The following is a 23494-nucleotide window of genomic DNA, read 5'->3' as shown; positions in this document are numbered from 1 at the left end:
TCGCCATGCAGACGAACCCCGCGTACACCAGTCTCGTCGCCGTCGGCGACTCCTTCACCGAGGGCATGTCGGACCTGCTGCCCGACGGCTCCTACCGGGGCTGGGCCGACCTCCTCGCCGCCCGGATGGCGGCCCGCACCCCCGGCTTCCGGTACGCCAACCTGGCGGTGCGCGGCAAGCTGATCGGCCAGATCGTCGACGAGCAGGTGGACGTGGCCGCGGCCATGGGCGCCGACGTGATCACGCTGGTCGGCGGGCTCAACGACACGCTGCGCCCCAAGTGCGACATGGCCCGGGTGCGGGACCTGCTCACGCAGGCGGTGGAACGGCTGGCGCCGAGCTGCAAGCAGCTCGTCCTGATGCGCAGCCCCGGCCGCCAGGGTCCCGTGCTGGAGCGGTTCCGGCCGCGCATGGAGGCGCTGTTCGCGATCGTCGACGACCTGTCCGAGCGGCACGGCGCCGTGGTCGTGGACCTGTACGGCGCCAAGTCGCTGGCCGATCCGCGCCTGTGGGACGTGGACCGGCTGCACCTGACCGCCGAGGGGCACCGCCGGGTCGCCGAGGCCGTGTGGCAGTCGCTCGGCCACGAGCCCGAGGACCCCGACTGGCACGCTCCGGTCCCGCCGACCCCGCCGCCGGGCTGGACGGCCCGCCGGACCGCCGACGTCCGGTTCGCCCGGCAGCACCTGCTGCCCTGGATAGGCCGCCGGCTGACCGGCCGCTCGTCCGGGGACGGCCTGCCGCCCAAGCGTCCGGACCTGCTCCCCTACGAGGACCCCGCGCGGTGATCCCCGGCGCCGCAGGCCCCTTCGTAGCTTCCGACGAACGGCCCCGCGGCGCCGACCTGCACGAATCGCCAGTAGAATCCGTCCACGTGACTTCCGCTCCCGCCAAGCCCCGAATCCCGAACGTCCTCGCCGGACGCTACGCCTCCGCCGAGCTCGCCACGCTCTGGTCGCCCGAGCAGAAGGTGAGGCTGGAGCGGCAGCTCTGGCTCGCCGTGCTGCGCGCCCAGAAGGACCTCGGCATCGAGGTGCCCGACGCCGCGCTCGCCGACTACGAGCGCGTCCTGGACCAGGTCGACCTGGCCTCGATCGCCGAGCGCGAGAAGGTCACGCGGCACGACGTGAAGGCGCGGATCGAGGAGTTCAACGACCTCGCCGGGCACGAGCACGTGCACAAGGGCATGACCTCCCGCGACCTCACGGAGAACGTGGAGCAGCTGCAGGTCCGGCTCTCGCTGGAGCTGATCCGGGACCGCTCGGTGGCCGTCCTGGCCCGCCTCGGCAAGCTGGCCGGCGAGTACGGCGAACTGGTGATGGCCGGCCGCTCGCACAACGTCGCCGCGCAGGCCACGACGCTGGGCAAGCGTTTCGCCACCGCCGCCGACGAGCTGCTGGTCGCCTACGGCCGGGTGGAGGAGCTGCTGGGCCGCTACCCGCTGCGCGGCATCAAGGGCCCGGTCGGCACCGCCCAGGACATGCTGGACCTGCTCGGCGGCGACGCGGGCAGGCTCGCCGAGCTGGAGCGGCGGATCGCGGAGCACCTGGGCTTCTCCGAGGCCTTCACCTCGGTCGGGCAGGTCTACCCGCGCTCCCTGGACTACGAGGTCGTCACCGCGCTGGTGCAGCTGGCGGCGGCGCCGTCCTCGCTGGCCAAGACCATCCGGCTGATGGCCGGGCACGAGCTGGTCACCGAGGGCTTCAAGCCCGGCCAGGTCGGCTCGTCCGCGATGCCGCACAAGATGAACACCCGCTCCTGCGAGCGCGTCAACGGCCTGATGGTGATCCTGCGCGGCTACGCCTCGATGACCGGCGAGCTGGCGGGCGACCAGTGGAACGAGGGCGACGTGTCCTGCTCGGTGGTGCGCCGCGTGGCCCTCCCCGACGCGTTCTTCGCCCTCGACGGGCTGCTGGAGACCTTCCTGACCGTGCTCGACGAGTTCGGCGCCTTCCCGGCCGTCGTGGCCCGGGAGCTGGACCGCTACCTGCCGTTCCTGGCCACCACCAAGGTGCTGATGGGCGCGGTGCGCGCCGGGGTCGGCCGCGAGGTCGCGCACGAGGCCATCAAGGAGAACGCGGTCGCCTCCGCGCTGGCCATGCGCGAGCAGGGTGCCGAGCGCAACGAGCTGCTGGACAAGCTGGCCGCCGACGACCGCATCCCGCTGGACCGTGCCGCCCTGGACGCCCTGATGGCGGACAAGCTCTCCTTCACCGGTGCCGCGGCCGACCAGGTCGGTGCCGTCGTCGCCCGGATCGAGGAGATCGTCAAGCGGCACCCGGAGGCCGCGGGCTACACCCCCGGGGCGATCCTCTGACCCGCTTCACCCGGGCCGAGCTGGAGGCCGCCCGCGACCGTCTCGTACCGGACGTCGTCGCGGACGGCCTCCGCGTGCTGTTCTGCGGCATCAACCCCGGTCTGATGACGGCGGCGACGGGCCACCACTTCGCCCGCCCCGGCAACCGCTTCTGGCCGGTCCTGCACCTGTCCGGATTCACGCCCCGGCTGCTGAAGCCGTCGGAGCAGGGTGAGCTGCCGTCGTACGGGCTCGGCATCACGAACGTCGTGGCGCGGGCCAGCGCGCGGGCGGACGAGCTGACCGCCGAGGAGTACCGGGAGGGCGGACGGCTGCTGGCGCGGAAGGTGGCGCGGCTGCGGCCCGGCTGGCTGGCGGTGGTGGGTGTCACCGCGTACCGGGCCGCGTTCGACGAACCGAAGGCCCGGGTGGGGCCCCAGGAGCGGACCTTCGGCGACACCCGGGTGTGGGTGCTGCCGAACCCGAGCGGGCTCAACGCGCACTGGACGGCGCAGACGATGGCGGAGGAATTCGCCCGGCTGCGGGTCGCGGCGGAGCCACGGCCGCAGGCGTAGGCGGGACGCTCAGGGCGGCGCCTCCTGGGTGACCACCGCCAGCAGCCGCACCTCGTCCGTGTCGTCGCGGTCGGCGACGGCCACCGCGACCCAGCGGCCGGTGCCCTCGGCCTCCCACAGGTACGCCACCCGCGCCCGGGCACTCAGGTCCGCCCACGGCTCGGGTATCTCCTCCCGCTCGGTCCGCAGCAGGACCGTCTGCAGGTTGAACGGGGCGGTCTCGCCCCAGCGCCGGGCGAGTCGTTCGTACAGGGCGTCCCTGTCCTTCTCGTACTGCTCGACCGTCGCCGCCCGCTCCCCGGGGTCCCGGCCGCCGAGGCCGCGGCTGCCCTCCAGCACCGCGGTGAAGTACCCGGGACCCGCGGTGCCCCCGTCCGACGGGCCGTGCTCCGCCGGGAAGGGCCGGAAGCACAGCTCGTCGACGAGGGCGAGGTGCCGCGCGATGTTCATGCGTCCAGTAAACCCGCCGCCACTGACAATTGGCGGGGCGTCAGCCGGCCTGCGAACCGTGGTCAGGCGTCGCGGCGGCGCAGCCGCCAGAATCCGGCCAGGAGCGCGACCGCGGCCCACAGCGCGGTCACCGCGAGCCCCGTCCAGGGTCCCAGGGTCCCGTCGTACGTCCGGTACAGGGCGATCTGGCCCGCCTTGTCCGGCAGGAAGTCGGCGACGGTGCCCGCCGCGTCCCCGATCACGAAGGAGACGATGAGGATGAACGGGATCAGGGTGGACAGGGTGGCCACGCCACTGCGGAACAGGGCGGTGAGCCCGGCCGCGAACAGGGCCATGAGCATGAGGTAGATCCCGCCGCCCACGACGCCGCGGACCTGCTCGCCGACGGTGAGTCCGTCCGCCGCCGTGCCGAGGCCCGCACGCGCGGCGAGCAGCGCGGCGAGCGCGGTGACCAGCCCCACCGCGAGCACCGGTACGGCGACGACCGCCAGCTTCGCCGCGAACCACCGGCCCCGCTGCGGAACCGCGGCCAGGGTGAGCCGGATCCCGTTGCCCTGGTACTCGCTGGAGACGACGACGGCTCCGAAGGCGATGGCCGCGATCTGGCCCGGCATGACCCCGGACAGGGCCATGAACAGCGGGTCGAAGTCCGGGGCGGAGGTGTCGGACACCCCCGCCAGCGCGGAGAACGCCGTGGTGGCGGCGAACAGTGCCAGCAGGGTGCCGCACAGCGAGCGCAGGGTGAGCACCTTGAGCGCCTCCGCGCGCAGGACGGGCGTGAGGTTCATGGTCAGGCCTCCTGGGGCTGTGCGGTGAACTCGGTCTCGGTGGCGGTCAGGTCGAGGTAGGCCTGTTCCAGCGTGCCTTCGTCCGCGGCCAGTTCGAGGACGGACACGCCCGCGCCGGACACGATCCGGCCGATGTCCTCCACGCGCGCGTCGGGCACGGTCCAGTGGCCGTCGGCGTGTTCCACGGCGTCGTGGCCGTGCCGGGCGAGGGCGGCCTTCAGCGCGGTCGCGTCCGGCGTCCGGACGCGCACCCGTGGCCGCACGCGCGCGTCGATGAACTCCCGCATCGGCGTGTCGGCCAGCAGGCGGCCCCGGCCGAGGACGACCAGGTGGTCGGCGAAGGACGCGGTCTCGTTCATCAGGTGACTGGAGACCAGGACGGTGCGCCCCTCGGCCGCCATCCGGCGCAGCAGTTCGCGGATCCAGATGATGCCCTCGGGGTCCAGCCCGTTGGACGGCTCGTCCAGCATCACCACTTCGGGATCGCCCAGCAGCGCGGCGGCGATGCCCAGCCGCTGGCGCATGCCCAGGGAGAACGTCTTCACCCGGCGGCGGGCCACGGACGCGATGCCCGTCTCCTCCATCACCTCGTCGACCCGCCGCGCGGGGACGCGGTTGCTCGCCGCAAGGACGCGCAGGTGGTTCCGGGCGGTGCGGGAGCCGTGGGCGGCGTCCGCGTCGAGCAGGGCGCCGACCTGCCGCAGCGGCTCCTGCAGGGTGGTGTAGGCGCGTCCGCCGACGGTCGCGGTCCCGGAGGTGGGCCGGTCCAGTCCCAGGACGAGCCGCATGGTGGTGGACTTGCCGGCGCCGTTGGGGCCGAGGAAGCCGGTGACGCGGCCGGGGCGCACGGTGAAGGTGAGGTCGTCGACGGCTCGTCGGGTGCCGTACTCCTTGGTGAGGTGCTGGACGTCGATGCTGGTCATGGCAGCAGCGTGCCGGTCGGGGCGGGGCGTTGGCCTCCCCCGCCGGTGGAGACCGCCTCCCCCGCGCGGGGGAGCCGGGTGTCGGTTGCGGCTGGCACGATGGGCGAATGGTCCGCTTCCTGCGCCCGCTGTTCCGGGGGGCTACTTACACACGGTTCGTGTACCTGTGGGTGCCGATGCTGATCGTGAGCGTCTGGGTGCTCATCGACGGCGAATCCAGCATCTGGGTGCCGGCGGCCCTGTTGCTTCCGGTCGGTCTCATTCCGGCGGTGCGAACCGGCGAGGGCGTGCAGGCCCGGTGGCTCCTCACGCCGGGTCAGGGGGACGGCGGCTTCTCGGTGGCCCCGTCGGCGACCGGGCGGGACCGGCTGCGCACGGTGGTGTGGATGCAATGCCGGCTCGTCCTGGGACTGCTGACCGCGGGTGCCTGCGTCTGGCTGCCGATCCTCACCGTCGAACTGGTCCGGCACGCCGCGGGTCGCCGGGTCGACGACATCCCGGTGCTGCGGGACACCGCGCCGCACTGGGCGTACGCGCTCCTCGCACCGCTCCCCCTCCTCGCCCTGTACGGCGCCGTGGTCGGCCTCGGCGCGCTGGCCACGGCCGGGGCCCGTGCGCTGCTCGGTCCCTCCGCCGCCGAGCGGCTCACCGCCCTGGAGGAGCGAACCGAGCAGCTCCTGGAACGCAACCGCATCGCCCGCGAGCTGCACGACTCCATCGGCCACGCGCTGACCGTCGCCGTCGTCCAGGCGGGGGCCGCCCGCGCGGCGAACAGCCCGGAGTTCACCGACCGCGCGCTGACCGCGATCGAGGAGACCGGGCGGGCCGCGCTGGAGGATCTGGAACGGGTCCTCGGCGTCCTGCGGGAGGCGGAGCGGCCGGTGAGCGCCCGGCCGACGCTCGCGGACGCCGACCGCCTCCTGGAGTCCGCCCGGGCCTCCGGCGCCAAGGTCGACGCCGAGGTCACCGGCCCGCTGGAGACCCTGCCGGGTCCGGTCTCGCGCGAGGGCTACCGCATCCTCCAGGAGGCGCTGACCAATGTGCTGCGGCACGCGGGTGCCGTGCCGGCCCGGGTGCGCGTCCGGGTCGCGGACGGCACGCTCACTCTGGAGGTGCGCAACCCGTTGCCGGACGGGAGGGCCGCGCCCGGTCGCGGCAGCGGACTGCGCGGGATACGCGAGCGGGCCGCGCTGCTGGGCGGACGGGCGCACACCGGCCCGGACGGCGCCGGTGACTGGGAGGTACGCGTCGAGCTGCCACCGGGCTGATCTACGCTGGGCGGATGCCGCTCAGAGTGCTCCTCGTCGACGACGAACCCCTGGTGCGCGCCGGTCTGCGGGCGGTGCTGGAGGCGCAGCCGGACATCGAGGTGGTCGGCGAGGCGGCCGACGGGGCGGCGGTCGTTCCGCTGGTGCGGCAGACCCGGCCGGACGTGGTCGCCATGGACGTCCGGATGCCCTTGCTGGACGGCATCGAGGCCACGCGCGCGTTGCTGCGGACGGTGGCGGACCCGCCGAAGATCCTCGTGGTGACGACCTTCGAGAATGACGAGTACGTGTACGAGGCGCTGCGCGCGGGCGCCGACGGCTTCCTGCTCAAGCGCGCCCGCCCGGCCGAGATCGTGCACGCGGTGCGGTTGATCGCCGAGGGCGAGTCCCTGCTGTTCCCGGCCTCGGTACGGCAGTTGGCCGCCGAGTACGGCGACGGCGGCGGGAACCGGGCGGCCCGCGCCGCGTTGGCACGGGCCCGGCTGACCGAGCGGGAGGGCGAGGTGCTGCGGCTGATGGCGCGCGGGTTGTCGAACGCGGAGATCGCCGCGCGGCTGGTGGTCGGCACGGAGACGGTGAAGTCGCATGTGAGCGCCGTACTGGCGAAGCTCGGGGCGCGGGACCGCACTCAGGCGGTGATCACGGCGTACGAGTCGGGGTTCGTGGCGCCCGGGTGAGGACGCCCGGCGGACCGGGAAACGGAGGCCGGAACTCGCCGGGGTCGGAGCGGCCGAGTACCATCCGGCCAACACGCGCACGAGCTGGGAGGACGGACCGTGGCAGGCCTGACCGGCGGGGACCCGTCGCTGTTGCGGAGGATCAATTCCGCCGTGGTGCTGCACGCGTTGCGTGCGACGGACTCCGCGACGCTGACCGAGATCACCCGGGTGACGGGGCTGTCCCGGCCGACCGTCGAGGGGGTCGTCGAGGGGCTGATCGAGGCCGGCCTGGTCGTCGAGGCGGCCGCCGACGAGGGTACGGCCCGGCGGCAGGGGCGGCCCGCCCGGCGGTTCCGGTTCCGGGCGGAGGCGGGACACCTGCTGGGCCTGGAGATCGGCCCGCACCGCGTCGCCGCGCTCCTGTCGGGCCTGGACGGCCGGGTGATCGGGGCCCAGGCCAAGGACGTGGCCGAGGACGCGCCGGCCGACGAGCGGCTGGAGCGGCTGCGCACGGCCGTCGCCGAGCTGCTGCGCCGGGCCGGGGTGGCGCGCGGCTCGCTGCGGGCGGTCGGCGCGGCCACGCCCGGCATCGTCGAGGCGGACGGCACGGTGCGGCTGGGCACGGCGCTGCCGGGGTGGACGGGGCTCGGTCTGGGTGAGCGGCTGAGCCGTTCCTTCAAGTGCCCGGTGCTGGTGGAGAACGACGCGAACGCGGCGGCGGTGGCCGAGCACTGGAAGGGCGCCGCCACCGAGAGCGACGACATCGTGTTCGTGCTGGCCGGGCTCAGTCCGGGGGCGGGGGCGCTGATCGGCGGGCGGCTGCACCGCGGGTACGGCGGGGCGGCCGGGGAGATCGGCGCGCTGCACCTGCTGGGCCGGGACGTGACGCCGGAGACGCTGCTGTCCACCACGGACCAGCCGCTGCACCCGCTGGACGAGCAGGCGGTGGCCAAGGTCTTCGCCGAGGCCCGGGAGGGCGACGAGCGGGCCCGCGCGGCCGTCGAGCGCTTCATCCAGCGGCTGGTGCACGACGTGGCGGCACTGGCGCTGGCGCTCGATCCCGAGATGGTCGTCATCGGCGGCTGGGCGGCCGGGCTGGACGGCGTGCTGGAGCCCTTGCGGCGGGAGCTGGCCCGCTACTGCCTGCGCCCGCCGCGCGTGGCCCTGTCCCTGCTCGGGGAGGCCGCCGTGGCGACGGGGGCGCTGCGGCTGGCCCTCGACCATGTCGAGGAGCAGCTGTTCGCGGTGGAGGGTGCGACGGCCCGCCGCTGACCCGTCGGCGTCCCGCCACCGGCGGGGGGCCGGTGGCGTGCGACGGGCCGGTCAGGACGCCTGGGTCTGGGGGCCGTGGTGGATCTGCACATCGCCGGATTCGCCGAACGTCAGCCGACAGGTGTCGGCGCGGTAGGTGGCGACGGACAGGGCGGCGGTGCGGCCCCCGGCGAGGTAGCGGGTGGTGACCACGAGGACGGGCGCACCCGGCAGCCGGTCCAGTTCCTTCGCGTCGTCCGCGCCGGCCGAGCCCAGCTCGACGGCGCTCTCCTGCCGCTCCAGGTCCCCGCGCTGCAGTTCGCGCAGCACGGCACGCGCGCGTGCCGGGCCGGAGGGCGCGTCGATGGCGGTGAGCTCGGGCACCGAGGCCGGCGGGACGTACAGCAGTTCCGCGGCGACGGGCTGCCCGTGGCTCACGCGGGAGCGGCGGACGGTGTGGACCGGTTCGTCGCGGTCCGTCTCCAGCGCGTCGGCCACGGCGGCGGGGGGTGCGGCGAGCCGGCAGTCGGCCGGCTGCCAGGCGTCGTCGGCCGTGCCGGGCCAGGTGTGGTCCGGGGTGCCGACCGCCACGCCGACCCGCGGCGGGGCCACGGTGGTGCCGACGCCGCGGCGGCGCTGGAGCCTGCCCTCCAGCTCCAGCTGTTCCAGGGCCTGGCGCAGGGTCGCGCGGGCGACGCCGAAGCGGGCGGCGAGGTCGCGTTCGTTGGGCAGGATCTCGCCCACCTCGAACTCCGAGTCCAGGGCCTCGCTGAGCACGGTCCTGAGGTGCCAGTACTTCGGCTCCGGCACCGATTCCAACTGCGTGGTCCCCACCCTGTCCTCCGCAATCGCCGTGGTCCGGCGGCGTTTTGACGCCCTTGTTTATTAAAGGTTGTTGCAGTTCTCTGCGACCATAAAACGCGCCACCCCCTTGGTCAAGACCAATCCCGCGCACAGAACGGCCCCGGCACCCGTCGCGGGACGGGTGCCGGGGCCGCGAGCCTGCTCGGAGGGGGGCGGGCTAAGGAGTGTCGGCGGCGTCGGCCAGGGAGACCAGCTTGTCCGGGTTGCGGATGATGTACACGGACTGGATGCGGCCGTCGGCGACGTCCACCTGGACGACGGAGTCGGGCTTCCCGCCGGAGCGGACCAGCACGGCCGGGCCGCCGTTGAGCTCCAGGAAGTGGAAGGTGGCGTCGGGGATGCCCTGCTGGGCGACGGCGAACAGGAAGCGGCCCACCTTGTCCGCGCTCTCCAGCACGCGCAGCGGCGCCCTGGACCTGCCGCCGCTGTCGCCCACCAGCCGGACGTCCGGCGCGAGCGTCGCCAGCAGGCCTGCCAGGTCGCCGTCGGCCGCGGCGGCGAGGAAGCGCTCGGTGAGGTCGCGGCGCTGGGCCGGATCGACGTCGTAGCGGGGGCGCCGCTCGTCGACGTGCTTGCGGGCGCGTCCGGCGAGCTGGCGCACGGCGGCCTCGCCGCGCTCCAGCATGGCGGCGATCTCCGCGTACGGATAGCCGAACGCCTCCCGGAGGACGAACACCGCCCGCTCCAGCGGTGACAGCGACTCCAGGACGACGAGCACGGCGAGGGACACGGAGTCGGCGAGCACGGCCCGCTCGGCGGTGTCCGGCACGGCGTCCCCGAAGTCGGTGGCGTAGGGCTCGGGGAGCCACGGGCCGACGTAGGTCTCGCCGCGCGACTTGACCTGGCGCAGCCGGTCGACGGCGAGGCGGGTGGTGACGCGCACCAGGTAGCCCCTCGGCTCGCGCACGGCGGACCGGTCGGCGCCGGACCAGCGCAGCCACGCCTCCTGGACCACGTCCTCCGCGTCGGCCAGGCGGCCCAGCATGCGGTAGGCGACGCCCAGGAGGACGGGCCGGTGCTCTTCGAAGACGTCGGTCGCGGTGTCGGTGGTCACCCCTCCATCCCAGCGGACTCGTCCAGTGGTGTCCAGACGGATTCGCTCGTGCCCGACACCGGGGCTACCCGCCGGTAGCAATTGCTGACAAGCTGTCTACCCGACGTCATCGCGCACACGTTCCCGGAACACCTGTTCCCGACAAGGAGCCCCATGTCCGCAACGCTCTCCTTCACGGCCCCCACCGCGCACGGCCCGCGGGACCTCACCCTCGCCTACACGCGCGTGGGCACCGGCGAGCCGCTGGTGCTGCTGCACGGCATCGGTCACCACCGGCAGGCCTGGGACCCGGTGGTCGACATCCTCGCGACCGAGCGCGAGGTGACAGCCGTGGACCTGCCGGGGTTCGGGGAGTCGCCCGCGCTGCCGACCGGGCTGCCGCACGACCTCCCGACGACGAACGCGGTGCTCGGCGCCTTCTGCGCGGCCCTGGGCCTCGACCGCCCCCATGTGGCGGGCAACTCGCTGGGCGGCCTGCTGGCCCTGGAGCTGGGCCGGGCGAACCTGGTGCGGTCGGTGACGGCCCTGTCCCCGGCCGGCTTCTGGACCCAGGCCGAGCGGCGCTACGCCTTCGGTGTCCTGACGGGCATGCGCCGGACCGCCCGGAGCCTGCCCCTCCCACTGGTCGAGCGGCTGTCCCGCACCACGGCCGGCCGCACCGCGCTGACGAGTACGATCTACGCCCGCCCCGGCCGCCGCTCCCCCGAGGCGGTCGTCGCCGAGACGCTGGCCCTCGCACACGCGCAGGGGTTCGCCGAGACGCTCCAGGCCGGGCGGAGCGTGCTGTTCACCGACGACGTCCCCGGCGTCCCCGTCACCGTGGCGTGGGGCGACCGGGACCGGCTGCTCCTGCCCCGGCAGGGCATACGCGCCAAGCACGCCATCCCGCGGGCCCGCCTGGTGCGACTGCCCGGCTGCGGCCACGTCCCGATGAACGACGACCCGGCGCTGGTCGCCCGGGTCCTCCTGGACGGCAGCAGGGCTCAGTCGGCCAGGGCCTTGAGGACTTCGTTCAGCACGGTCGCGTTGTAGGGCATGCTCACGTGCGGGGTGTGGTCGTCCGGGTCGATGTCCTGGAGGACGATGTTGTTGACGTAGCGGCCCTCGGTCTTCGCGAGGGCGCACGACGTGTACGGAGTGACCACGTCGTCGTACCGGGTGGCGATGACGGTGTGCCGGACGCCCTCCGTCGTCTCGCCCAGGTCGGCCAGCTCGCGCTGGAAGGGGTGGTCGTGCTGGAGTTGCGGCCAGGCCGGCACGACCTCCCCGACGGCGCCCTGTTCGAGCAGTTCCACCGCGCCGGTGATCTGGCGGGCGAGGTTCATCAGTCCCTGCGCCGTGACTCCGTGGTTGCTGGGCGCGATGCCGACGAAGTTGTGCACCTTGGCTCCGCCGCCCAGGGCGTTCAGGTAGTAGCGCGGCATCATGCCGCCCTGCGAGAAGCCGACCACGTCGACCTCCTGGGCGCCGGTCCGCCGCAGTACCTCGTCGACGAATTCCGCGAGCTGCCGGGCGGAGTGCTTGATGTCCCCGAGGCCGAAGATCACAGGGTGGCCGTGGTGGCCGTAGTCGAGCCGGAAGACCCGGTGACCGTGCTGGCGCAGCAGCGGTGCCGCCGTGCTCCAGGTGTAGCCCCGGTTACCGAAGGTGCCGTGCACGAGCACCACCGGACGCGGATGCTCCTCGGTGGACGGGACGTTCCAGTCGTCCTCTCCCGCCGGTACGTCGACGGTCGCGATGACCTGCGCTCCGCAGGCCTGGGCGATCGCGCGCAGGCGGTGCGGGGCCTCGGTGATGTCCGTGCCGATGTCGTCCGAGTTGGGACCGGGGCTGCGGGGATTGAGGAAACTCACGGTCCTCTCCATTTCGTCGGGGAATGGCTCGGAGTCCGGGCCGACTCGGCCGGTTCGGTGGGGCAGCTTCTGAACGCGAGCACGGCGTTGTGGCCGCCGAAGCCGAAGGAATGGCTCAGGGCGAGGTCGACGGGCTGCGCCCGGCTGGTGCCGGTGACGGCGTTGATCTCGGCGTCTCCTTCCTGTTTCTCGAGGTTGGCCACGGGAGGCACCCGGCCGTGGGCCACGGACAGGGCGGTGATCGCCGCTTCGACCGCCCCGGCCGCGCCGAGCAGATGGCCGAGGGTGCCCTTGACCGAGGTCACGGAGGGCCGGTGAGGGAAGAGGCGGCGGATCAGCCGGGCCTCGGCGGCGTCGTTGAGCGGCGTGCTGGTGCCGTGCGCGTTGATGTGCTGCACGTCCGCGGGGCGGGCGCCGGCGTCGTCGAGGGCCCGCCGCACGGCGAGGGCGGCGCCCCTGCCCTCGGGGTCGGGTGCCACTGGGTGGTGGGCGTCGGACGATGCGCCGTAGCCCGCCAGCAGGGCGTAGCCGGTGCGTCCGCGGGCCCTGGCCGCACTCGCCGGCTCCAGGACCAGGGCCGCACCGCCCTCCGCCATGACGAAGCCGTCCCGGGCGGTGTCGAAGGGCCGGGAGGCGGCCTGCGGGTCGTCGGCGCGCCGGGACAGCGCGCCCATCCGGTCGAAGCCGGTGACCCAGAAGGGCTGTACGACCGCGTCGGAGGCGCCCGCGACGGCGATGTCGCAGGCCCCGGAGCGCAGCAGTTGCAGGGCGGTGCCGATCGCGGTGGCGCCCGAGGCGCAGGCGGTGACCGTGCACAGCGCCGGGCCCCGGGCCCGCAGGTGGATGGTGAGCTGTCCGGTGGCCATGTTGGGCAGGAACATCGGCAGCAGCAGCGGTGAGACACGTGCCGTGCCCGCTTCGAGCAGCTTGCGGTGCTGTTCCAGCATGGTGCCGGTGCCGCCGGCCGAGCTGCCGAAGACCACCGCGACGCGGTCCGCGTCCCAGTCGGCCGGGTCCAGGCCGGCGTCACGGACCGCTTCCAGGGCGGCGTAGAGGGCGAACTGGGTGAAGCGGTCGTACTGCCAGGGGCGAGAGCCGGGGACGTGATCACGGGGTGAGAAGTCCGGTACCAGGCAGGCGAAGTCGACGTCGAGACCCTTGAGTTCGGGGACGTGCCGGGCGGTGGGGCGGCCCGCGCACACCCCGTCCCAGGTGGCCTCGCGACCGGTGCCGGCCGGAGTGACCAGGCCGATCCCGGTGACGGCGACGTCGGGACGGGCGCCGGTCACCGCTTGACGGCCTCGGCCAGGAGGTCGGCCACGCCGGCCAGGGTGAGGTCCGGGTCGGCCTCGCCGTCCTGTACTTCGATGCCGAGTTCCTCGGTGAGGACGACGAAGAGCTCCACCACGGCCAGTGAGTCGAGGTCCAGCTGCTCGAAGGTCGCGGTGGGGACGATGGCCTCGGGGGGCACTTCGAACTTGTTGCTGAGAACCGAGGCGAGCAGGTCGTAGGCGCGGCTGTGGGGCGTGGTGTCGGTGGTCATGTCAGGGGTGTCCTTTCCGGTCCGACGGGCGGTACCCCGGGGGTGGTGGGGTTCCGTGTGGTGGGGGTTCCGTGTGGTGGGGGCTCCGTGGCGGCGGGGGCGGCGGTCAGGCGAGCGCGGCCGGTGCCTCCAGCTCCTCCTTGACGTCCTTGAGCAGGGCCATCGCGTCCCGGCCGTTGACCACCCGGTGGTCGTAGACCAGGCCGAGGTGGACGAACCGGTGGGTGCGAGGAGTGCCCTGCGCGTCCAGGAGCACCTGGTCGTCGACGGCGCCGACGGAGATCACGCAGGTCTGGCCGGGGAAGACGATGGGGGTGGCCAGGACCGTGCCCTCGGTGGTGTGCGGGGCGACCATGATGTTGGCCCCGGTGAGTTCGGCGGCCTGGAACGTGCCCCGGAACGCCTTGCTCCGGAAGCCGGTCAGCAGGTCGGCGATCCGGTCGCTGGTCAGCTCGGCGGCGTCGTGCACCACCGGGGTGTACAGACCTCGGCCCGCGTCCATGGTGACGCCCACATGAGCCCGTTCGCTCTCGCGCACCGCGCCGTCGTCGGTGAGCGCCGCGAACATCAGGGGATGTGCCGCGTGCCGCCGCGCCACCGCCTTGATCAGCAGGACGGGCAGGGAGACGAAACTGCCGGTGCGCTCGGACAGCTGCCGGGCCAGTTCCTCCGCCTGTCCGACGTCGACCTTGGCGTAGGCGGCCGCGGCCGGAACGGTCCGCATCGACTCGGTCACCACCGCCCCCACCGTCCGCTGCTGCTTGGACAGTTGGCGCTCGGCGGAGGCGGGCGCCGCCCCGGCCCGCCGCACCAGGGCCTCGACGTCGGCCGTACGGACGACCGTGCGCCCGAGACCGCGCAGCTCGGCCTCGGACACGCCGTGGCGGTCGGCGAGCTCGCGGGCCGCGTTGGTGATGCTCAGCTCCGCGCCGGGGGGTGCGGATGTCGCCGCCGGGGTGGCGGCCGACGCCCGGTAGGAGTCGCGCTCCTGGGCCGACTCGAAGAGATAGGCGATGGTCTGCCCCGGCCGGCACTCCTGGCCGCCGCCGACGAGGACGTGCAGGATTCCGGAGCCGGTGCTCTCGATCTCCTCACTGGCCTTGGAGGTCTCCACCACCGCCAGCGGTTCCTCGCCCTCGATGCTGTCGCCGTCGGGGACGAGCCACTCGACCAGGGTGTAGCTGGAGTCGTTCGTGTTGAGTGTGGGCAGCTCGATGCCGATCACTTCATCGCCTCCGTGATCGCGCGGTGGATGGTGGAGGGCTGGAGCAGCACGTCGTGCTCCAGGTGCGCCGCGGTCGGTACGATGCTCGGCTCGGCGCTCAGCGGCAGTACCGGGCGGGCCAGCCGGCCCCACAGCTGCTCGTGGAGCTGCTGTGCGAGCAGTTCGCCCCAGGTCCCGTCGGCCGTGGAGTCCTCCAGGACACAGATGCGGTCGGCACGGGACAGCACCGGGAGCAGCGCCTTGCTGTCGAAGGGGTAGAGCTGGGAGGGCACCAGCAGTTCACACGTGATCTCCTCTTCGAGGAGCAGGGTGCGCAGGGCGGTGACGGCCCGTTCGGTGAGCCCGCCCGGGGCCAGGACGATCCAGTCGGGGGGCCCGCAGTCCGGCGCGAACACCCGGGCGGTCTCGCTGGGATCGGCCAGCACCTCGTAGCGGAAGAGGTCGTCCACGACCCCCTCCTGGTACATGGCGCGGGTGTAGAGCACCTTGTCCTCGAAGAGCACACCGGGCTCCTCGCGGTCGAGCATCGCGGTCAGTACGCGCCGGTTGTCGTGGAAGGGGGAGACTTCCCGCAGGTGCAGCGAGGGAATGCCGAGGAAGTGCTTCTGCAGGCTCTGGCTGTGCGTCGGGCCGTACCCCCGGTTGCCGCCGGTGGGGCAGCGCACGACCATGCTCATCGGGACCCTGCGGCCGTACATCGACACGGACTTGGCGGCGAAGTTCAGCAGCGGGTCGAAGGCCAGCGCGGCGAAGTCCGAGAACATCATCTCGACCACGGACCGGTTGCCGGCCAGGGCCAGGCCCGCGCCCACCCCGGCGATGCCGCCCTCGCTCAGCGGTGAGGACAGCACCCGGTCCGGGAAGCGGTCGGAGAGCCCCCGGGTCACCTTGAACGCCCCGCCGTAGGGGTCGGCGACGTCCTCGCCGATCAGATACGTGCCGGGGTGGGCGCCGAGCAGGTGGTGCAGTGCGCTGTTGAGGTTCTCGGCCACGCGCTGGCGCCTGGTCATCGGGCCTCCCAACGGGAGGCCGGACGCGCGCCGACCTCTCGTACGACGGCCGCGACGGCCTGAGCCTGTGCCTGGTCGGCGGCGGCGAACTGGGCGGGATGGCACTGTCGGTAGCGGCGGTACCAGTCGTGCCGGGCGGCCCGCTCACGGACCTCGGCCGCGCGGGTGTCGTCCCCCTTGCTGTGCGGGCCCACACGGTGGGTGACGCACTCGACCACGTACGGCCGGTGCCGGTCGCGGACCTGCTCGACCACGGGGGTGAGGGCGGCCCGTACGTCGGTGACGTCCACGGAGTCGATCCGCAGGTGGCCGACGCCGAACGCCGCGGCCCGGGCCGCGACGGTGCCGGACATCTGCCGCTCGGTCGGTGTCGACTGGGCGATCCCGTTGTGCTCCACCACCACGAGCACCGGGACCTGCCACAGCTGCGCCATGTTGAGCGCCTCGTACACGGCGCCCTCGCCCCAGGTGCCGTCGCCGATGTGGACCACCGCGATCCGGCCCGGCTCGGCCCCCTTCAGGTGCAGGCCGACTCCCACGGCGACGGGCAGGCTCTGGCCCTGTACGCCGGTCGACAGGTAGCGGTCGCGGTAGATGTGCTGGCTGCCGCCCACGCCGTGGCAGACGGCACCGGCCCGCCCCATGATCTCCGCGAGCAGGCCGTGCGGGTCGTGGAAGCGGGCCAGGTAGTGGCCGTGCCCGCGGTGGTTGCTGAAGACGTAGTCGCCCTCGTCCAGCAGCGGGTAGAGCGCGACGGGGATGTACTCCTGGCCGAGGCAGGTGTGCGTGGTGCCGTGCAGCCGGCCCTGGGAGAACAGCTCAAGCACGGCCAGTTCGAAGTGGCGGATCATCAGCAGGGTGCCGAGATCGGCGTCGGACAGACGGGACAGGGGACGGGCCACGACACCGGCTTCGGCTTCGCCGGCGGGCCCGAGGTCGACCGCGGGGGACGCGGACGTGACGTTCATGAGGTGCTCCTTACGGAAGTTCGACCACCTGGGCGCACCAGGTCAGCCCGGCGCCGAAGCCCAGGAGCAGCGCCTTGTCGCCGGGCCGTACGGTGGCCGAGGCGAGCAGCGACTCCAGAGCCAGCGGGATGGACGCCGAACTGGTGTTGCCGTCGGTGACGATGCTGCGGGCGACCGCCACGTGCTCGGGCGGGCGCAGTCGGCGCACCATCGCGTCGATCAGCCGCCCGTTGCACTGGTGCGGCACGAAGGCGGCGATGTCGTCCCAGGTGAGCCCGGCCGCGTCGAGTGCGTCCCGGGCCACCTGCGGCATGTGCGAACCGAACCAGCGGACCACCCGGGTGCCGTCCATGTGCATGTACGGGCGGGGGGCACCGGGTTTGGGCGGGGCGCTGGTCATCCAGGGCTCACCGGGGCCGTGGGTTCCCCACACCGCCGGTCCGATCCCGGCGTGGTCCGCGGCGCTGACCACCGCCGCCCCGGCGGCGTCGCCGAAGACCATGACGGTCGCGCAGTCGTCGGGGTCGGTGATGTCGCTCAGCCGCTCGGCGGCGACGACCAGGATCTGACGCGCCTGCTGTGCGGCGATGAGTCCGGAGGCCAGGGTCAGCCCGTAACTGAACCCGGCGCACCCGCCGTTGACGTCGAACCCGCCGGCCCGGCCGGCTCCGATGCGGTGGGTGAGACTGGCGGCCCGGCACGATGCCTGGCCGACGCTGCTGGCGGAGGAGAACAGGACGCAGTCCAGGTCCTCGGCGAGCACGCCCGCGTGGGCCAGGGCCTTGTCCGCCGCCTGCGCGGCCATCTCGACGAAGGTGTCGTCGGGGTCGGCTTTCAGCCTGGTCCGGATTCCGGTGATCTGCTCGATATAGCCGTCCTCGTGGCCGAACCTGGTGTCGAGTTCGGCGCTGGTGAGCAGGCCACCGGGGCGGTAGACGCCGATGCCGGTCAGCCGTCCCGCGCCCCGGGCCATCAGCGGGCTCCGTCCGCCGCGGCGACGGCTGCCTGGCCGTTCACGTAGTCGAGGGTCCGCCGGACGGTGCGCAGGTCGTGCACCGCCTCGTCCGGGATGGGGACGCCGTAGCGCTCCTGGATCCGCTCGGCCAGTTCGATGACGGCCATCGAGTCGAAGCCCAACGAGGTGAAGGGCGCGTCGGCCGGCTGCTCCGCGAGCGCCCGGGCCGCTTCGGCGCCGGCGATCTCGGCCACCATCGCCGTCAGGTCTTCCAGGGTGAAAGGGGACATGCAAGAACTCCAGCTGATGAGGTGCGGGGAGGGGTGACGGGAGGGACGGGAGGAGAGGACCGCGCGTGCGTCACCGGGCGGGCAGCAGGGCGTCGCGGTTCAGGAAGGCGAGCATCCTGCGGAAGTAGTCGGAGTCGAGCACCGGCGGGGCGCGGTGCGCAGCCGCCGCGGTGGGGCCGGCGGTGTCCTGCCCCGGGTCCGGGATCATCTGCCGGAGGGTCTCGCCGGCCAGCCTCAGGGTGCTGCGGGGAACCTCGTCGCCCAGGTCGCGAAGCCGCTCCAGCCAGGTGTCGAACGCAACGAGCGGAAGGTCGACACCCGCGTCCGCGAAGCCCTGGAAGTACGACCGGAAGGGCAGCGGCTCGGGGTCGATCACGTGGAACACCTGTCCTCGGGCACGCCGGCTCAGGGACAGGTCGACGATGGCGCGGCTGGTGAAGTCGACCGTGCCCACCGGCAGGAGGCCGGGGTGGTCGGGGGCGCAGCCGGCGCGGATGCTCGCCGTCGTCAGGTGGACGAACCAGTCCGACTTCCCCACCAGGCCGGTGCGCGAGTCCGCCAGGATCACACCGGGCCGGTGCACCATCGTGGGCGATCCGCGGTCCGCGGCCTGCGCGACCAGCTGCTCGGCGACCCATTTGGTGGCGCAGTAACCGGAAACACCGGTCCCGGCCTCCCGGGCCGCCGGGATCACCCCCATCGTCGAGATGTAGTGCACGGGAATTCGACGGGTCCGGGTCGCCAGTCTAAGGATTTCCAGGGTCCCCGACACATTGCAGCCGCGCAGGATCGGGTAACTCGCCAGGAGATTGACCCAAGCACCGCAGTGGTAAATGACGTCGATGTCGCGCGAGAGACCCGAGAACTCCTCGTCGGTCAAGCCGAACCGCGGCTTCGCCAGGCTGCCCGGCACGACGTCGATCCGCGACATGTGGTGCTCCGGCACATCCCGGGCGAGCAACTGGCCGGCGAGCCGTTCCCGGGCCTGAGCGGCCGACTCCGCCCGCACCAGGCAAAGGATTCGAGCGTCGGTCGAATCCAGCAGGTCGGCGAGCAGGAAACCGCCGAGGAATCCCGTGGCTCCGGTCAGCAGAATTCTCTCAGGCGGCCCTTCGGGAACATCCGGCAGAGCCGACGCATCGATTTCCGCGGGAAGCCGAAGATCGTCGCTGATCGGAAAACTGGCCATACCAACACCGCATTTCAGCACAGGTGGGATTCGGTCCTGCCCTGAACACTCCCCGCACCTCACGAGGTTTACTACAGAAATCTTCCACCAGTGGGAGCGCAGGGCGCATCCTCCTGGCCGTCACCCGCACCCGCACCCCCACAACGGGTGAGTAGGGCTCATCCATTCGAACAGACCACGACTCCGCACGGCCGGCCCGGAACGTACGCCCGGAGCGCGTTACCGGAATCGCGCGCCGTCGGTTGCACGCCAACGCGCTTACGCGGACACAGCGTTGCGAAACGGAGGGCGGGGGGCAGAGGCGGCCCGAGCGTAAAGACAGATGAGAAGGACACAGTCAATAGGTCGTGAGGCAAGGGGGGTTGAGCCATGGCCGCAGGGCCTGAGATGCCGGAGGTTCCCGATCCCGGTGGGACCGGGGCGAGTTCACACTCCGATCCGCCGAGGGCGTTACCCGGGGCATGGCAGCCTCTGCTCGGCCACCCGGCCCTCGCGGAGCTGCTCGGGCACCCCCTCGCGGGCGCCGCGCTGCAGGAGATGCGCCGGATCCTGCCACCCCGCGTCGCCCTGCACTCGCTGCGGACGTTCCTGCTGGCCGACGCCTGTGCGCGGACTCACGGGACCGCCTACGACCGGGTCGGCCTGCTGGCCGCCGCGGCGTTCCACGACGCCGGGCTGGTAGGGCGCACTCCGCTCGGTCGCGGTGGATTCCCGGGCCGCTCCGCCCAGTTGCTCGACCACTTCCTGGCCCGGCATCAGGTGGGCACGGTACGGCGCACCACCCTCACGCGTGCGGTGCGCGAGCACATGCGGCCGTTCCCCGCTCGCGACGCCGGACCCGAGGCGCGACTGCTGCACTTCGGCGTGTGGCTGGACGTCACCGGGCGCGGCGAGCGGCAAGTACCCGGCGACCGCCGCCGGTTGACCCGACTGGCACCCACCCCCTGGTTCGCCGTCTCCTTCTCCGCCCGGTTGGCGGCCTGCGGGCTGCGCCGGGTGCTGCCGGGCTCCCCGGTCACCCACCGGTGACCGGGGAGCCCGGCGACTCGCCCTTCCCGTCGCGAAAGGAACCGCAGACATGCAAGAAGACGAGCGTGTTTTCGATGTCGCCATCGTCGGAGGCGGCATCGGCGGGACGATGCTGGGGACGGTACTCGCACGTCACGGCGTGCGTGTGCTGCTGCTCGAAGGCAGCGGCCACCCCCGGTTCGCCATCGGAGAGTCCACCGTCCCCGAGACCACGTTCGGGCTCCGGGTCCTGGCCCGCCGCTACGACGTCCCGGAGCTCGATCACCTGGCGACCAACGCGGCACTGCGCCGCCACGTGTCGTCGAACAGCGGGGTCAAGCGGAACTTCAGCTTCATCTACCACCGGGAAGGTGAGCCCACCCGGCCCGACGAGTGCACCCAGTACCCCACCTGGGGGCCTCCGCTCGGTCCCGACTCGCACTACTTCCGGCAGGACGTGGACGCGTACATGTTCCACGTCGCCGTGTCCTACGGCGTGACCGCGTACACCCACACCATGGTCGACGACGTGAAGTTCGAGGAGGACGGCGCGACTCTCGTCACCCGGGACCGGGGCTCCTTCCGGGCTTCGTACGTGGTCGACGCCGGCGGCATGCGGGCGGTCCTGCCCGAGCGCCTCGGGCTGCGGCAGGAACCGCCCTACCGCACGAGGTCGCGCACGATCTTCACGCACATGGTGGACGTGCGCCCCTTCGACGCCGTGGCTCCGTCCCGTGAACAGCACGGCATGCCCAGCCCGTTCAGCCAGGGAACGCTCCACCACATGTTCCCGGGCGGATGGTTCTGGGTCATCCCGTTCGACAACCAGACGACCAGCACGAACCAGTTGTGCAGTGTCGGCCTCAACCTCGATCTCGACCAGCACCCCCGGCCGGAGGACATCTCCGCGGAGGAGGAGTTCTGGCAGTACGTGCACCGGTTCCCCAGTGTGGCCCGGCAGTTCGAGCGGGCGCGGGCGGTCCGGCCGTACGTGTCCACCGACCGCACCCAGTTCGCCTCGCAGAAGGTGGTCGGCGACCGGTGGTGCCTGCTGCCGCACGCCAGTGACTTCATCGACCCGCTCTTCTCCAGCGGTCTCGCCGTCACCGTGATGGCACTGAACGCACTGGGCCACCGGCTGATCGACGCGGTGCGCCAGGACGACTTCGACACCTCCCGGTTCGCGTACCTGGACCACTGGACCAAGCGCATGTTCCGGTTCTACGACGACCTGGTGTCCTGCAGCTACATCGCGTTCGACGACTTCGACCTGTGGAACGCCTGGAACCGCGTGTGGACCATCACCACGCTGTACGGCACGAACGCCCAGAACCAGGCCGCCGTGACGTTCGAGAAGACGCACGACCCGGCCTGTTTCGACATGCTGGAGCAGCCGCCGTACCGAGGTCTCCAGGGTATGGACAACCCCTGGGTGGAGCGGATGTTCGACCAGACGCGGGACGCCGTACTCGCCTATCGTGCGGGCGAGTTGACGAAGGAGCAGGCGATCGCACGCATCTACGAGCTGCTGGGCGAGAGCGGACTGGTCCCGTCGGTGTGGGGCACCCTGGACCCCGACGACCGGTGCCCGGCCGGGGTGTTCACCCTCTGGCCGCTGATGAAGATCCTGCTGTGGGGCAAGTTCCGCTCACCGCAGCACGTCCGGGGTTCCTACTTCACCGGCGGAGCGCGGCTGGTGGGCAAGGAAGCGGTCCAGGCGTACACCACCGAGCTGCGCGCCGGCAGCTCCCAAGTGCACCAGACCGTACGGGACATGTGGCGCAACTGGAACCGCGACTGGACGCGGCGGCCCGCGCCTCGGAAATGAGTACGGAAGAACATTCCCACCGACCGACGGAGGCACATATTCCGGTTTGCCGCTCCAGGGCCTCGGGTAGAAAATCCACATGGCCGAACAAATGGAAAATCGGCCGCGGTTCTCCCTGCTCAATCCGAGAGACAACGGGCTGCAATCCACGATGGTGCGACATTCCACCTGCCAATCGCCCGCTGAATGCTCCTGGGAAGAAATCTTCCAGCATCAGGACCGCCTCATGCGGCTGGTTCGGCGAAGACTACCGAGTTTCCAGGACGCCGAGGACTGCGTTCAGGAAACCATGGCCCGGGCAGCCGCCCACGCGGCGTTGGACAGGAATCGACTCGGCGCCTTTCTGACGTCGGTGGCGCTTCGCCTCTGCATCGACTTCTACCGCGACATAGACCGTCGCAGCAGACTCCTCCAGCGTGCGGCGCTCGCGGAAACCCCGGGCACGACCGAGGAGGACGTCTGCGACGAGGACTTCGGCAGATGGCTTCTGGGCCAGGTACAACACCTGCGGGGGCGTGAGCAGGAGGTCATACTCGCCCGCGCCAAGGGTATTTCCACTGCGGAATTCGCCCGCATGCACAACATCTCCGTCAAGGCGGCCGAAGCCGCCTTCACCAGGGGCCGCGCACGATTGAAGAACGTCTGCGCGAAAGCCTTGGAAGGCTGCGCCCGATAACACCCGAAAACCGCACCTCTCCCATCGCAGAGAAACGGAAAGGGACCCCACTCATGGGCAACAGCAAGAACGTCCAAGACATCTTCAAGGATCTGGTCGGTGATATGACCGACAGCTGGAAGGACGCGTTCGACGACCTCCTGAACCGGGACGACGACTCGGGATCGTCGCGCGGCTCGGGATCGTCGCGCCGCTCCGGCAACGCCGTCGACACACTGGCCGGGCTGCCGCCGAACGCCCTCGCCGCACTGGCCGGGGCCGTCAACCCGGCGACCGCGCTCGCGGGTGTCACCAATCCGCTGGCCGCACTCGGCGGGACCGGCGCGGGCGCAGCGCAGAACCCCCTGGCCGCGCTCACCGGCGCCGCGGGCGGCGGCAACCCGCTCGCGGCCGCGCTGGGCGGGGCGGGCAACCCCCTGGCCGCGCTGGGCGGGGCGGCCAATCCGCTCGCCGCGGTCGGCGGCGCGGCCGGCGCGCTCGGCGGGCTCGGTCAGCTGGCCGGAGGCCTCGGACACGCGGCGAGCGGGGCGGGCGACCTGATGGCGCTCCCGGGCCAGCTCACCCAGCTGCTCCAGGTGCTGCCCAAGCTCCTCGAGGCGGTCCAGGGCCTGCAGAACCTGACCAACCTGCCGGCCCAGGCCGGTCAGCAGGGGCTGGCGGCGCTGCAGGGCCTCACCGGACAGCAGGGCGGCGGTCAGTCCCGGGGCGGGCAGTCCTCGTCCTCCAGCTGACCAGTCGTTCACCGTCCCGCCCCGGCCGGCTCCGTGCCGTACGCCGACCGCCGTTCCGTACCGGGTCCCGATCTGAGGAGGATCACACAC

The 23494-nt window shown here is 72.4% G+C and carries 25 protein-coding genes; 11 read left to right on the top strand and 14 right to left on the bottom strand.

The window, feature by feature from the left end:
• Positions 1-5: 5 nt before the first annotated feature.
• From K7854_RS14900 to mug, 3 genes are all read left to right on the top strand, one after another.
• Positions 6-788, top strand: coding sequence for an SGNH/GDSL hydrolase family protein (locus tag K7854_RS14900; protein WP_226026967.1), 783 nt, complete (start codon positions 6-8; stop codon positions 786-788).
• 86 nt (positions 789-874) lie between these two features.
• Positions 875-2317 carry an adenylosuccinate lyase gene (purB, locus tag K7854_RS14895; protein ID WP_226026966.1) on the top strand — a complete coding sequence of 481 codons (1443 nt, stop codon included), beginning with the start codon at positions 875-877 and terminating at the stop codon, positions 2315-2317.
• A gap of 20 nt (positions 2318-2337) precedes the next feature.
• The gene (gene mug / locus K7854_RS14890; protein WP_264087321.1) at positions 2338-2871 is read left to right on the top strand and encodes a G/U mismatch-specific DNA glycosylase; all 534 of its coding nucleotides are present in this window, start codon (positions 2338-2340) and stop codon (positions 2869-2871) included.
• A gap of 9 nt (positions 2872-2880) precedes the next feature.
• On the opposite strand, the gene K7854_RS14885 is transcribed toward mug, so the two are convergent.
• The 3 genes from K7854_RS14885 to K7854_RS14875 form a co-directional block, all read right to left on the bottom strand.
• Complete coding sequence (locus K7854_RS14885) at positions 2881-3321, bottom strand: hypothetical protein (RefSeq protein WP_226026965.1); 441 nt, start codon at positions 3319-3321, stop codon at positions 2881-2883.
• Between the two features lie 62 nt (positions 3322-3383).
• Positions 3384-4109, bottom strand: coding sequence for an ABC transporter permease (locus tag K7854_RS14880; protein ID WP_226026964.1), 726 nt, complete (start codon positions 4107-4109; stop codon positions 3384-3386).
• A 2-nt stretch (positions 4110-4111) separates the two neighbouring features.
• Positions 4112-5032 carry an ABC transporter ATP-binding protein gene (locus tag K7854_RS14875; protein WP_226026963.1) on the bottom strand — a complete coding sequence of 307 codons (921 nt, stop codon included), beginning with the start codon at positions 5030-5032 and terminating at the stop codon, positions 4112-4114.
• 107 nt (positions 5033-5139) lie between these two features.
• On the opposite strand from K7854_RS14875, the gene K7854_RS14870 reads away from it, so the two are divergent.
• The 3 genes from K7854_RS14870 (at position 5140) to K7854_RS14860 (ending at position 8231) form a co-directional block, all read left to right on the top strand.
• Positions 5140-6300, top strand: a complete 1161-nt coding sequence (locus K7854_RS14870; protein WP_226026962.1) for a sensor histidine kinase — start codon at positions 5140-5142, stop codon at positions 6298-6300.
• Between the two features lie 14 nt (positions 6301-6314).
• Complete coding sequence (locus tag K7854_RS14865; RefSeq protein ID WP_226026961.1) at positions 6315-6977, top strand: response regulator transcription factor; 663 nt, start codon at positions 6315-6317, stop codon at positions 6975-6977.
• 99 nt (positions 6978-7076) lie between these two features.
• Complete coding sequence (locus tag K7854_RS14860) at positions 7077-8231, top strand: ROK family transcriptional regulator (protein ID WP_226026960.1); 1155 nt, start codon at positions 7077-7079, stop codon at positions 8229-8231.
• 51 nt (positions 8232-8282) lie between these two features.
• Here K7854_RS14860 and K7854_RS14855 read toward each other — a convergent pair whose 3' ends face one another.
• Positions 8283-9044 (bottom strand): GntR family transcriptional regulator, encoded by a 762-nt coding sequence (locus K7854_RS14855; protein WP_226026959.1) that lies wholly within the window; start codon positions 9042-9044, stop codon positions 8283-8285.
• Between the two features lie 187 nt (positions 9045-9231).
• A complete protein-coding gene (locus K7854_RS14850) occupies positions 9232-10128 on the bottom strand; it encodes an RNA polymerase sigma-70 factor (protein ID WP_226026958.1) in 897 nt (298 codons plus the stop codon).
• Between the two features lie 153 nt (positions 10129-10281).
• On the opposite strand from K7854_RS14850, the gene K7854_RS14845 reads away from it, so the two are divergent.
• Positions 10282-11160 carry an alpha/beta fold hydrolase gene (locus K7854_RS14845; RefSeq protein WP_226026957.1) on the top strand — a complete coding sequence of 293 codons (879 nt, stop codon included), beginning with the start codon at positions 10282-10284 and terminating at the stop codon, positions 11158-11160.
• Here the strand turns inward: K7854_RS14845 and K7854_RS14840 are convergent.
• The 9 genes from K7854_RS14840 to K7854_RS14800 form a co-directional block, all read right to left on the bottom strand.
• Complete coding sequence (locus tag K7854_RS14840; protein WP_226026956.1) at positions 11112-11981, bottom strand: esterase/lipase family protein; 870 nt, start codon at positions 11979-11981, stop codon at positions 11112-11114. The two genes, K7854_RS14845 and K7854_RS14840, sit on opposite strands and share 49 nt — an antisense overlap.
• A complete protein-coding gene (locus K7854_RS14835) occupies positions 11978-13270 on the bottom strand; it encodes a beta-ketoacyl-[acyl-carrier-protein] synthase family protein (RefSeq protein WP_226026955.1) in 1293 nt (430 codons plus the stop codon). Before K7854_RS14835 ends, K7854_RS14840 begins: the two co-directional genes overlap by 4 nt.
• Positions 13267-13524: an acyl carrier protein gene (locus K7854_RS14830; RefSeq protein ID WP_226026954.1), complete on the bottom strand. Its 258-nt coding sequence runs from the start codon at positions 13522-13524 to the stop codon at positions 13267-13269. The genes K7854_RS14835 and K7854_RS14830 overlap by 4 nt, the downstream gene beginning before the upstream one ends.
• A 106-nt stretch (positions 13525-13630) precedes the next feature.
• Positions 13631-14749: a 2-oxo acid dehydrogenase subunit E2 gene (locus K7854_RS14825; RefSeq protein ID WP_226026953.1), complete on the bottom strand. Its 1119-nt coding sequence runs from the start codon at positions 14747-14749 to the stop codon at positions 13631-13633.
• Entirely contained in the window at positions 14746-15759 is a 1014-nt protein-coding gene (locus K7854_RS14820) for an alpha-ketoacid dehydrogenase subunit beta (RefSeq protein ID WP_226026952.1), read from the bottom strand. The genes K7854_RS14825 and K7854_RS14820 overlap by 4 nt, the downstream gene beginning before the upstream one ends.
• Positions 15756-16727 carry a thiamine pyrophosphate-dependent dehydrogenase E1 component subunit alpha gene (locus K7854_RS14815; protein ID WP_226026951.1) on the bottom strand — a complete coding sequence of 324 codons (972 nt, stop codon included), beginning with the start codon at positions 16725-16727 and terminating at the stop codon, positions 15756-15758. The genes K7854_RS14820 and K7854_RS14815 overlap by 4 nt, the downstream gene beginning before the upstream one ends.
• 10 nt (positions 16728-16737) lie before the next feature.
• Positions 16738-17700 carry a ketoacyl-ACP synthase III gene (locus tag K7854_RS14810; RefSeq protein WP_226026950.1) on the bottom strand — a complete coding sequence of 321 codons (963 nt, stop codon included), beginning with the start codon at positions 17698-17700 and terminating at the stop codon, positions 16738-16740.
• Positions 17700-17972, bottom strand: a complete 273-nt coding sequence (locus K7854_RS14805) for an acyl carrier protein (protein WP_226026949.1) — start codon at positions 17970-17972, stop codon at positions 17700-17702. Before K7854_RS14805 ends, K7854_RS14810 begins: the two co-directional genes overlap by 1 nt.
• A 70-nt stretch (positions 17973-18042) precedes the next feature.
• Positions 18043-19182: an SDR family oxidoreductase gene (locus K7854_RS14800; RefSeq protein ID WP_226026948.1), complete on the bottom strand. Its 1140-nt coding sequence runs from the start codon at positions 19180-19182 to the stop codon at positions 18043-18045.
• A 348-nt stretch (positions 19183-19530) separates the two neighbouring features.
• Here K7854_RS14800 and K7854_RS14795 point away from each other — a divergent pair, with 348 nt between their 5' ends.
• The 4 genes from K7854_RS14795 (at position 19531) to K7854_RS14780 (ending at position 23404) form a co-directional block, all read left to right on the top strand.
• Positions 19531-20190, top strand: coding sequence for an HD domain-containing protein (locus tag K7854_RS14795; RefSeq protein ID WP_226026947.1), 660 nt, complete (start codon positions 19531-19533; stop codon positions 20188-20190).
• 49 nt (positions 20191-20239) lie between these two features.
• Positions 20240-21997, top strand: coding sequence for an NAD(P)/FAD-dependent oxidoreductase (locus tag K7854_RS14790; RefSeq protein ID WP_226026946.1), 1758 nt, complete (start codon positions 20240-20242; stop codon positions 21995-21997).
• 79 nt (positions 21998-22076) lie between these two features.
• Positions 22077-22673, top strand: coding sequence for an RNA polymerase sigma factor (locus tag K7854_RS14785; protein ID WP_226026945.1), 597 nt, complete (start codon positions 22077-22079; stop codon positions 22671-22673).
• Between the two features lie 53 nt (positions 22674-22726).
• Positions 22727-23404, top strand: a complete 678-nt coding sequence (locus K7854_RS14780; protein ID WP_226026944.1) for a hypothetical protein — start codon at positions 22727-22729, stop codon at positions 23402-23404.
• The last annotated feature ends 90 nt before the right edge of the window (positions 23405-23494 follow it).

The organism is Streptomyces hyderabadensis (genome assembly GCF_020404845.1).
Lineage (GTDB): Bacteria > Actinomycetota > Actinomycetes > Streptomycetales > Streptomycetaceae > Streptomyces > Streptomyces hyderabadensis.
This window is presented reverse-complemented; position numbering and strand designations above follow the sequence as displayed.

What these genes read in the sequence shown, in the direction of transcription:
- K7854_RS14900 (WP_226026967.1), top strand. Translation starts at nt 6, where the DNA reads ATGCAGACGAACCCCGCGTACACCAGTCTCGTCGCCGTCGGCGACTCC.
- K7854_RS14885 (WP_226026965.1), bottom strand. Translation starts at nt 3,321, where the DNA reads ATGAACATCGCGCGGCACCTCGCCCTCGTCGACGAGCTGTGCTTCCGG.
- K7854_RS14880 (WP_226026964.1), bottom strand. Translation starts at nt 4,109, where the DNA reads ATGAACCTCACGCCCGTCCTGCGCGCGGAGGCGCTCAAGGTGCTCACC.
- K7854_RS14875 (WP_226026963.1), bottom strand. Translation starts at nt 5,032, where the DNA reads ATGACCAGCATCGACGTCCAGCACCTCACCAAGGAGTACGGCACCCGA.
- K7854_RS14870 (WP_226026962.1), top strand. Translation starts at nt 5,140, where the DNA reads ATGGTCCGCTTCCTGCGCCCGCTGTTCCGGGGGGCTACTTACACACGG.
- K7854_RS14865 (WP_226026961.1), top strand. Translation starts at nt 6,315, where the DNA reads ATGCCGCTCAGAGTGCTCCTCGTCGACGACGAACCCCTGGTGCGCGCC.
- K7854_RS14845 (WP_226026957.1), top strand. Translation starts at nt 10,282, where the DNA reads ATGTCCGCAACGCTCTCCTTCACGGCCCCCACCGCGCACGGCCCGCGG.
- K7854_RS14830 (WP_226026954.1), bottom strand. Translation starts at nt 13,524, where the DNA reads ATGACCACCGACACCACGCCCCACAGCCGCGCCTACGACCTGCTCGCC.
- K7854_RS14820 (WP_226026952.1), bottom strand. Translation starts at nt 15,759, where the DNA reads ATGACCAGGCGCCAGCGCGTGGCCGAGAACCTCAACAGCGCACTGCAC.
- K7854_RS14815 (WP_226026951.1), bottom strand. Translation starts at nt 16,727, where the DNA reads ATGAACGTCACGTCCGCGTCCCCCGCGGTCGACCTCGGGCCCGCCGGC.
- K7854_RS14810 (WP_226026950.1), bottom strand. Translation starts at nt 17,700, where the DNA reads ATGGCCCGGGGCGCGGGACGGCTGACCGGCATCGGCGTCTACCGCCCC.
- K7854_RS14805 (WP_226026949.1), bottom strand. Translation starts at nt 17,972, where the DNA reads ATGTCCCCTTTCACCCTGGAAGACCTGACGGCGATGGTGGCCGAGATC.
- K7854_RS14795 (WP_226026947.1), top strand. Translation starts at nt 19,531, where the DNA reads ATGGCCGCAGGGCCTGAGATGCCGGAGGTTCCCGATCCCGGTGGGACC.
- K7854_RS14790 (WP_226026946.1), top strand. Translation starts at nt 20,240, where the DNA reads ATGCAAGAAGACGAGCGTGTTTTCGATGTCGCCATCGTCGGAGGCGGC.
- K7854_RS14785 (WP_226026945.1), top strand. Translation starts at nt 22,077, where the DNA reads ATGGCCGAACAAATGGAAAATCGGCCGCGGTTCTCCCTGCTCAATCCG.
- K7854_RS14780 (WP_226026944.1), top strand. Translation starts at nt 22,727, where the DNA reads ATGGGCAACAGCAAGAACGTCCAAGACATCTTCAAGGATCTGGTCGGT.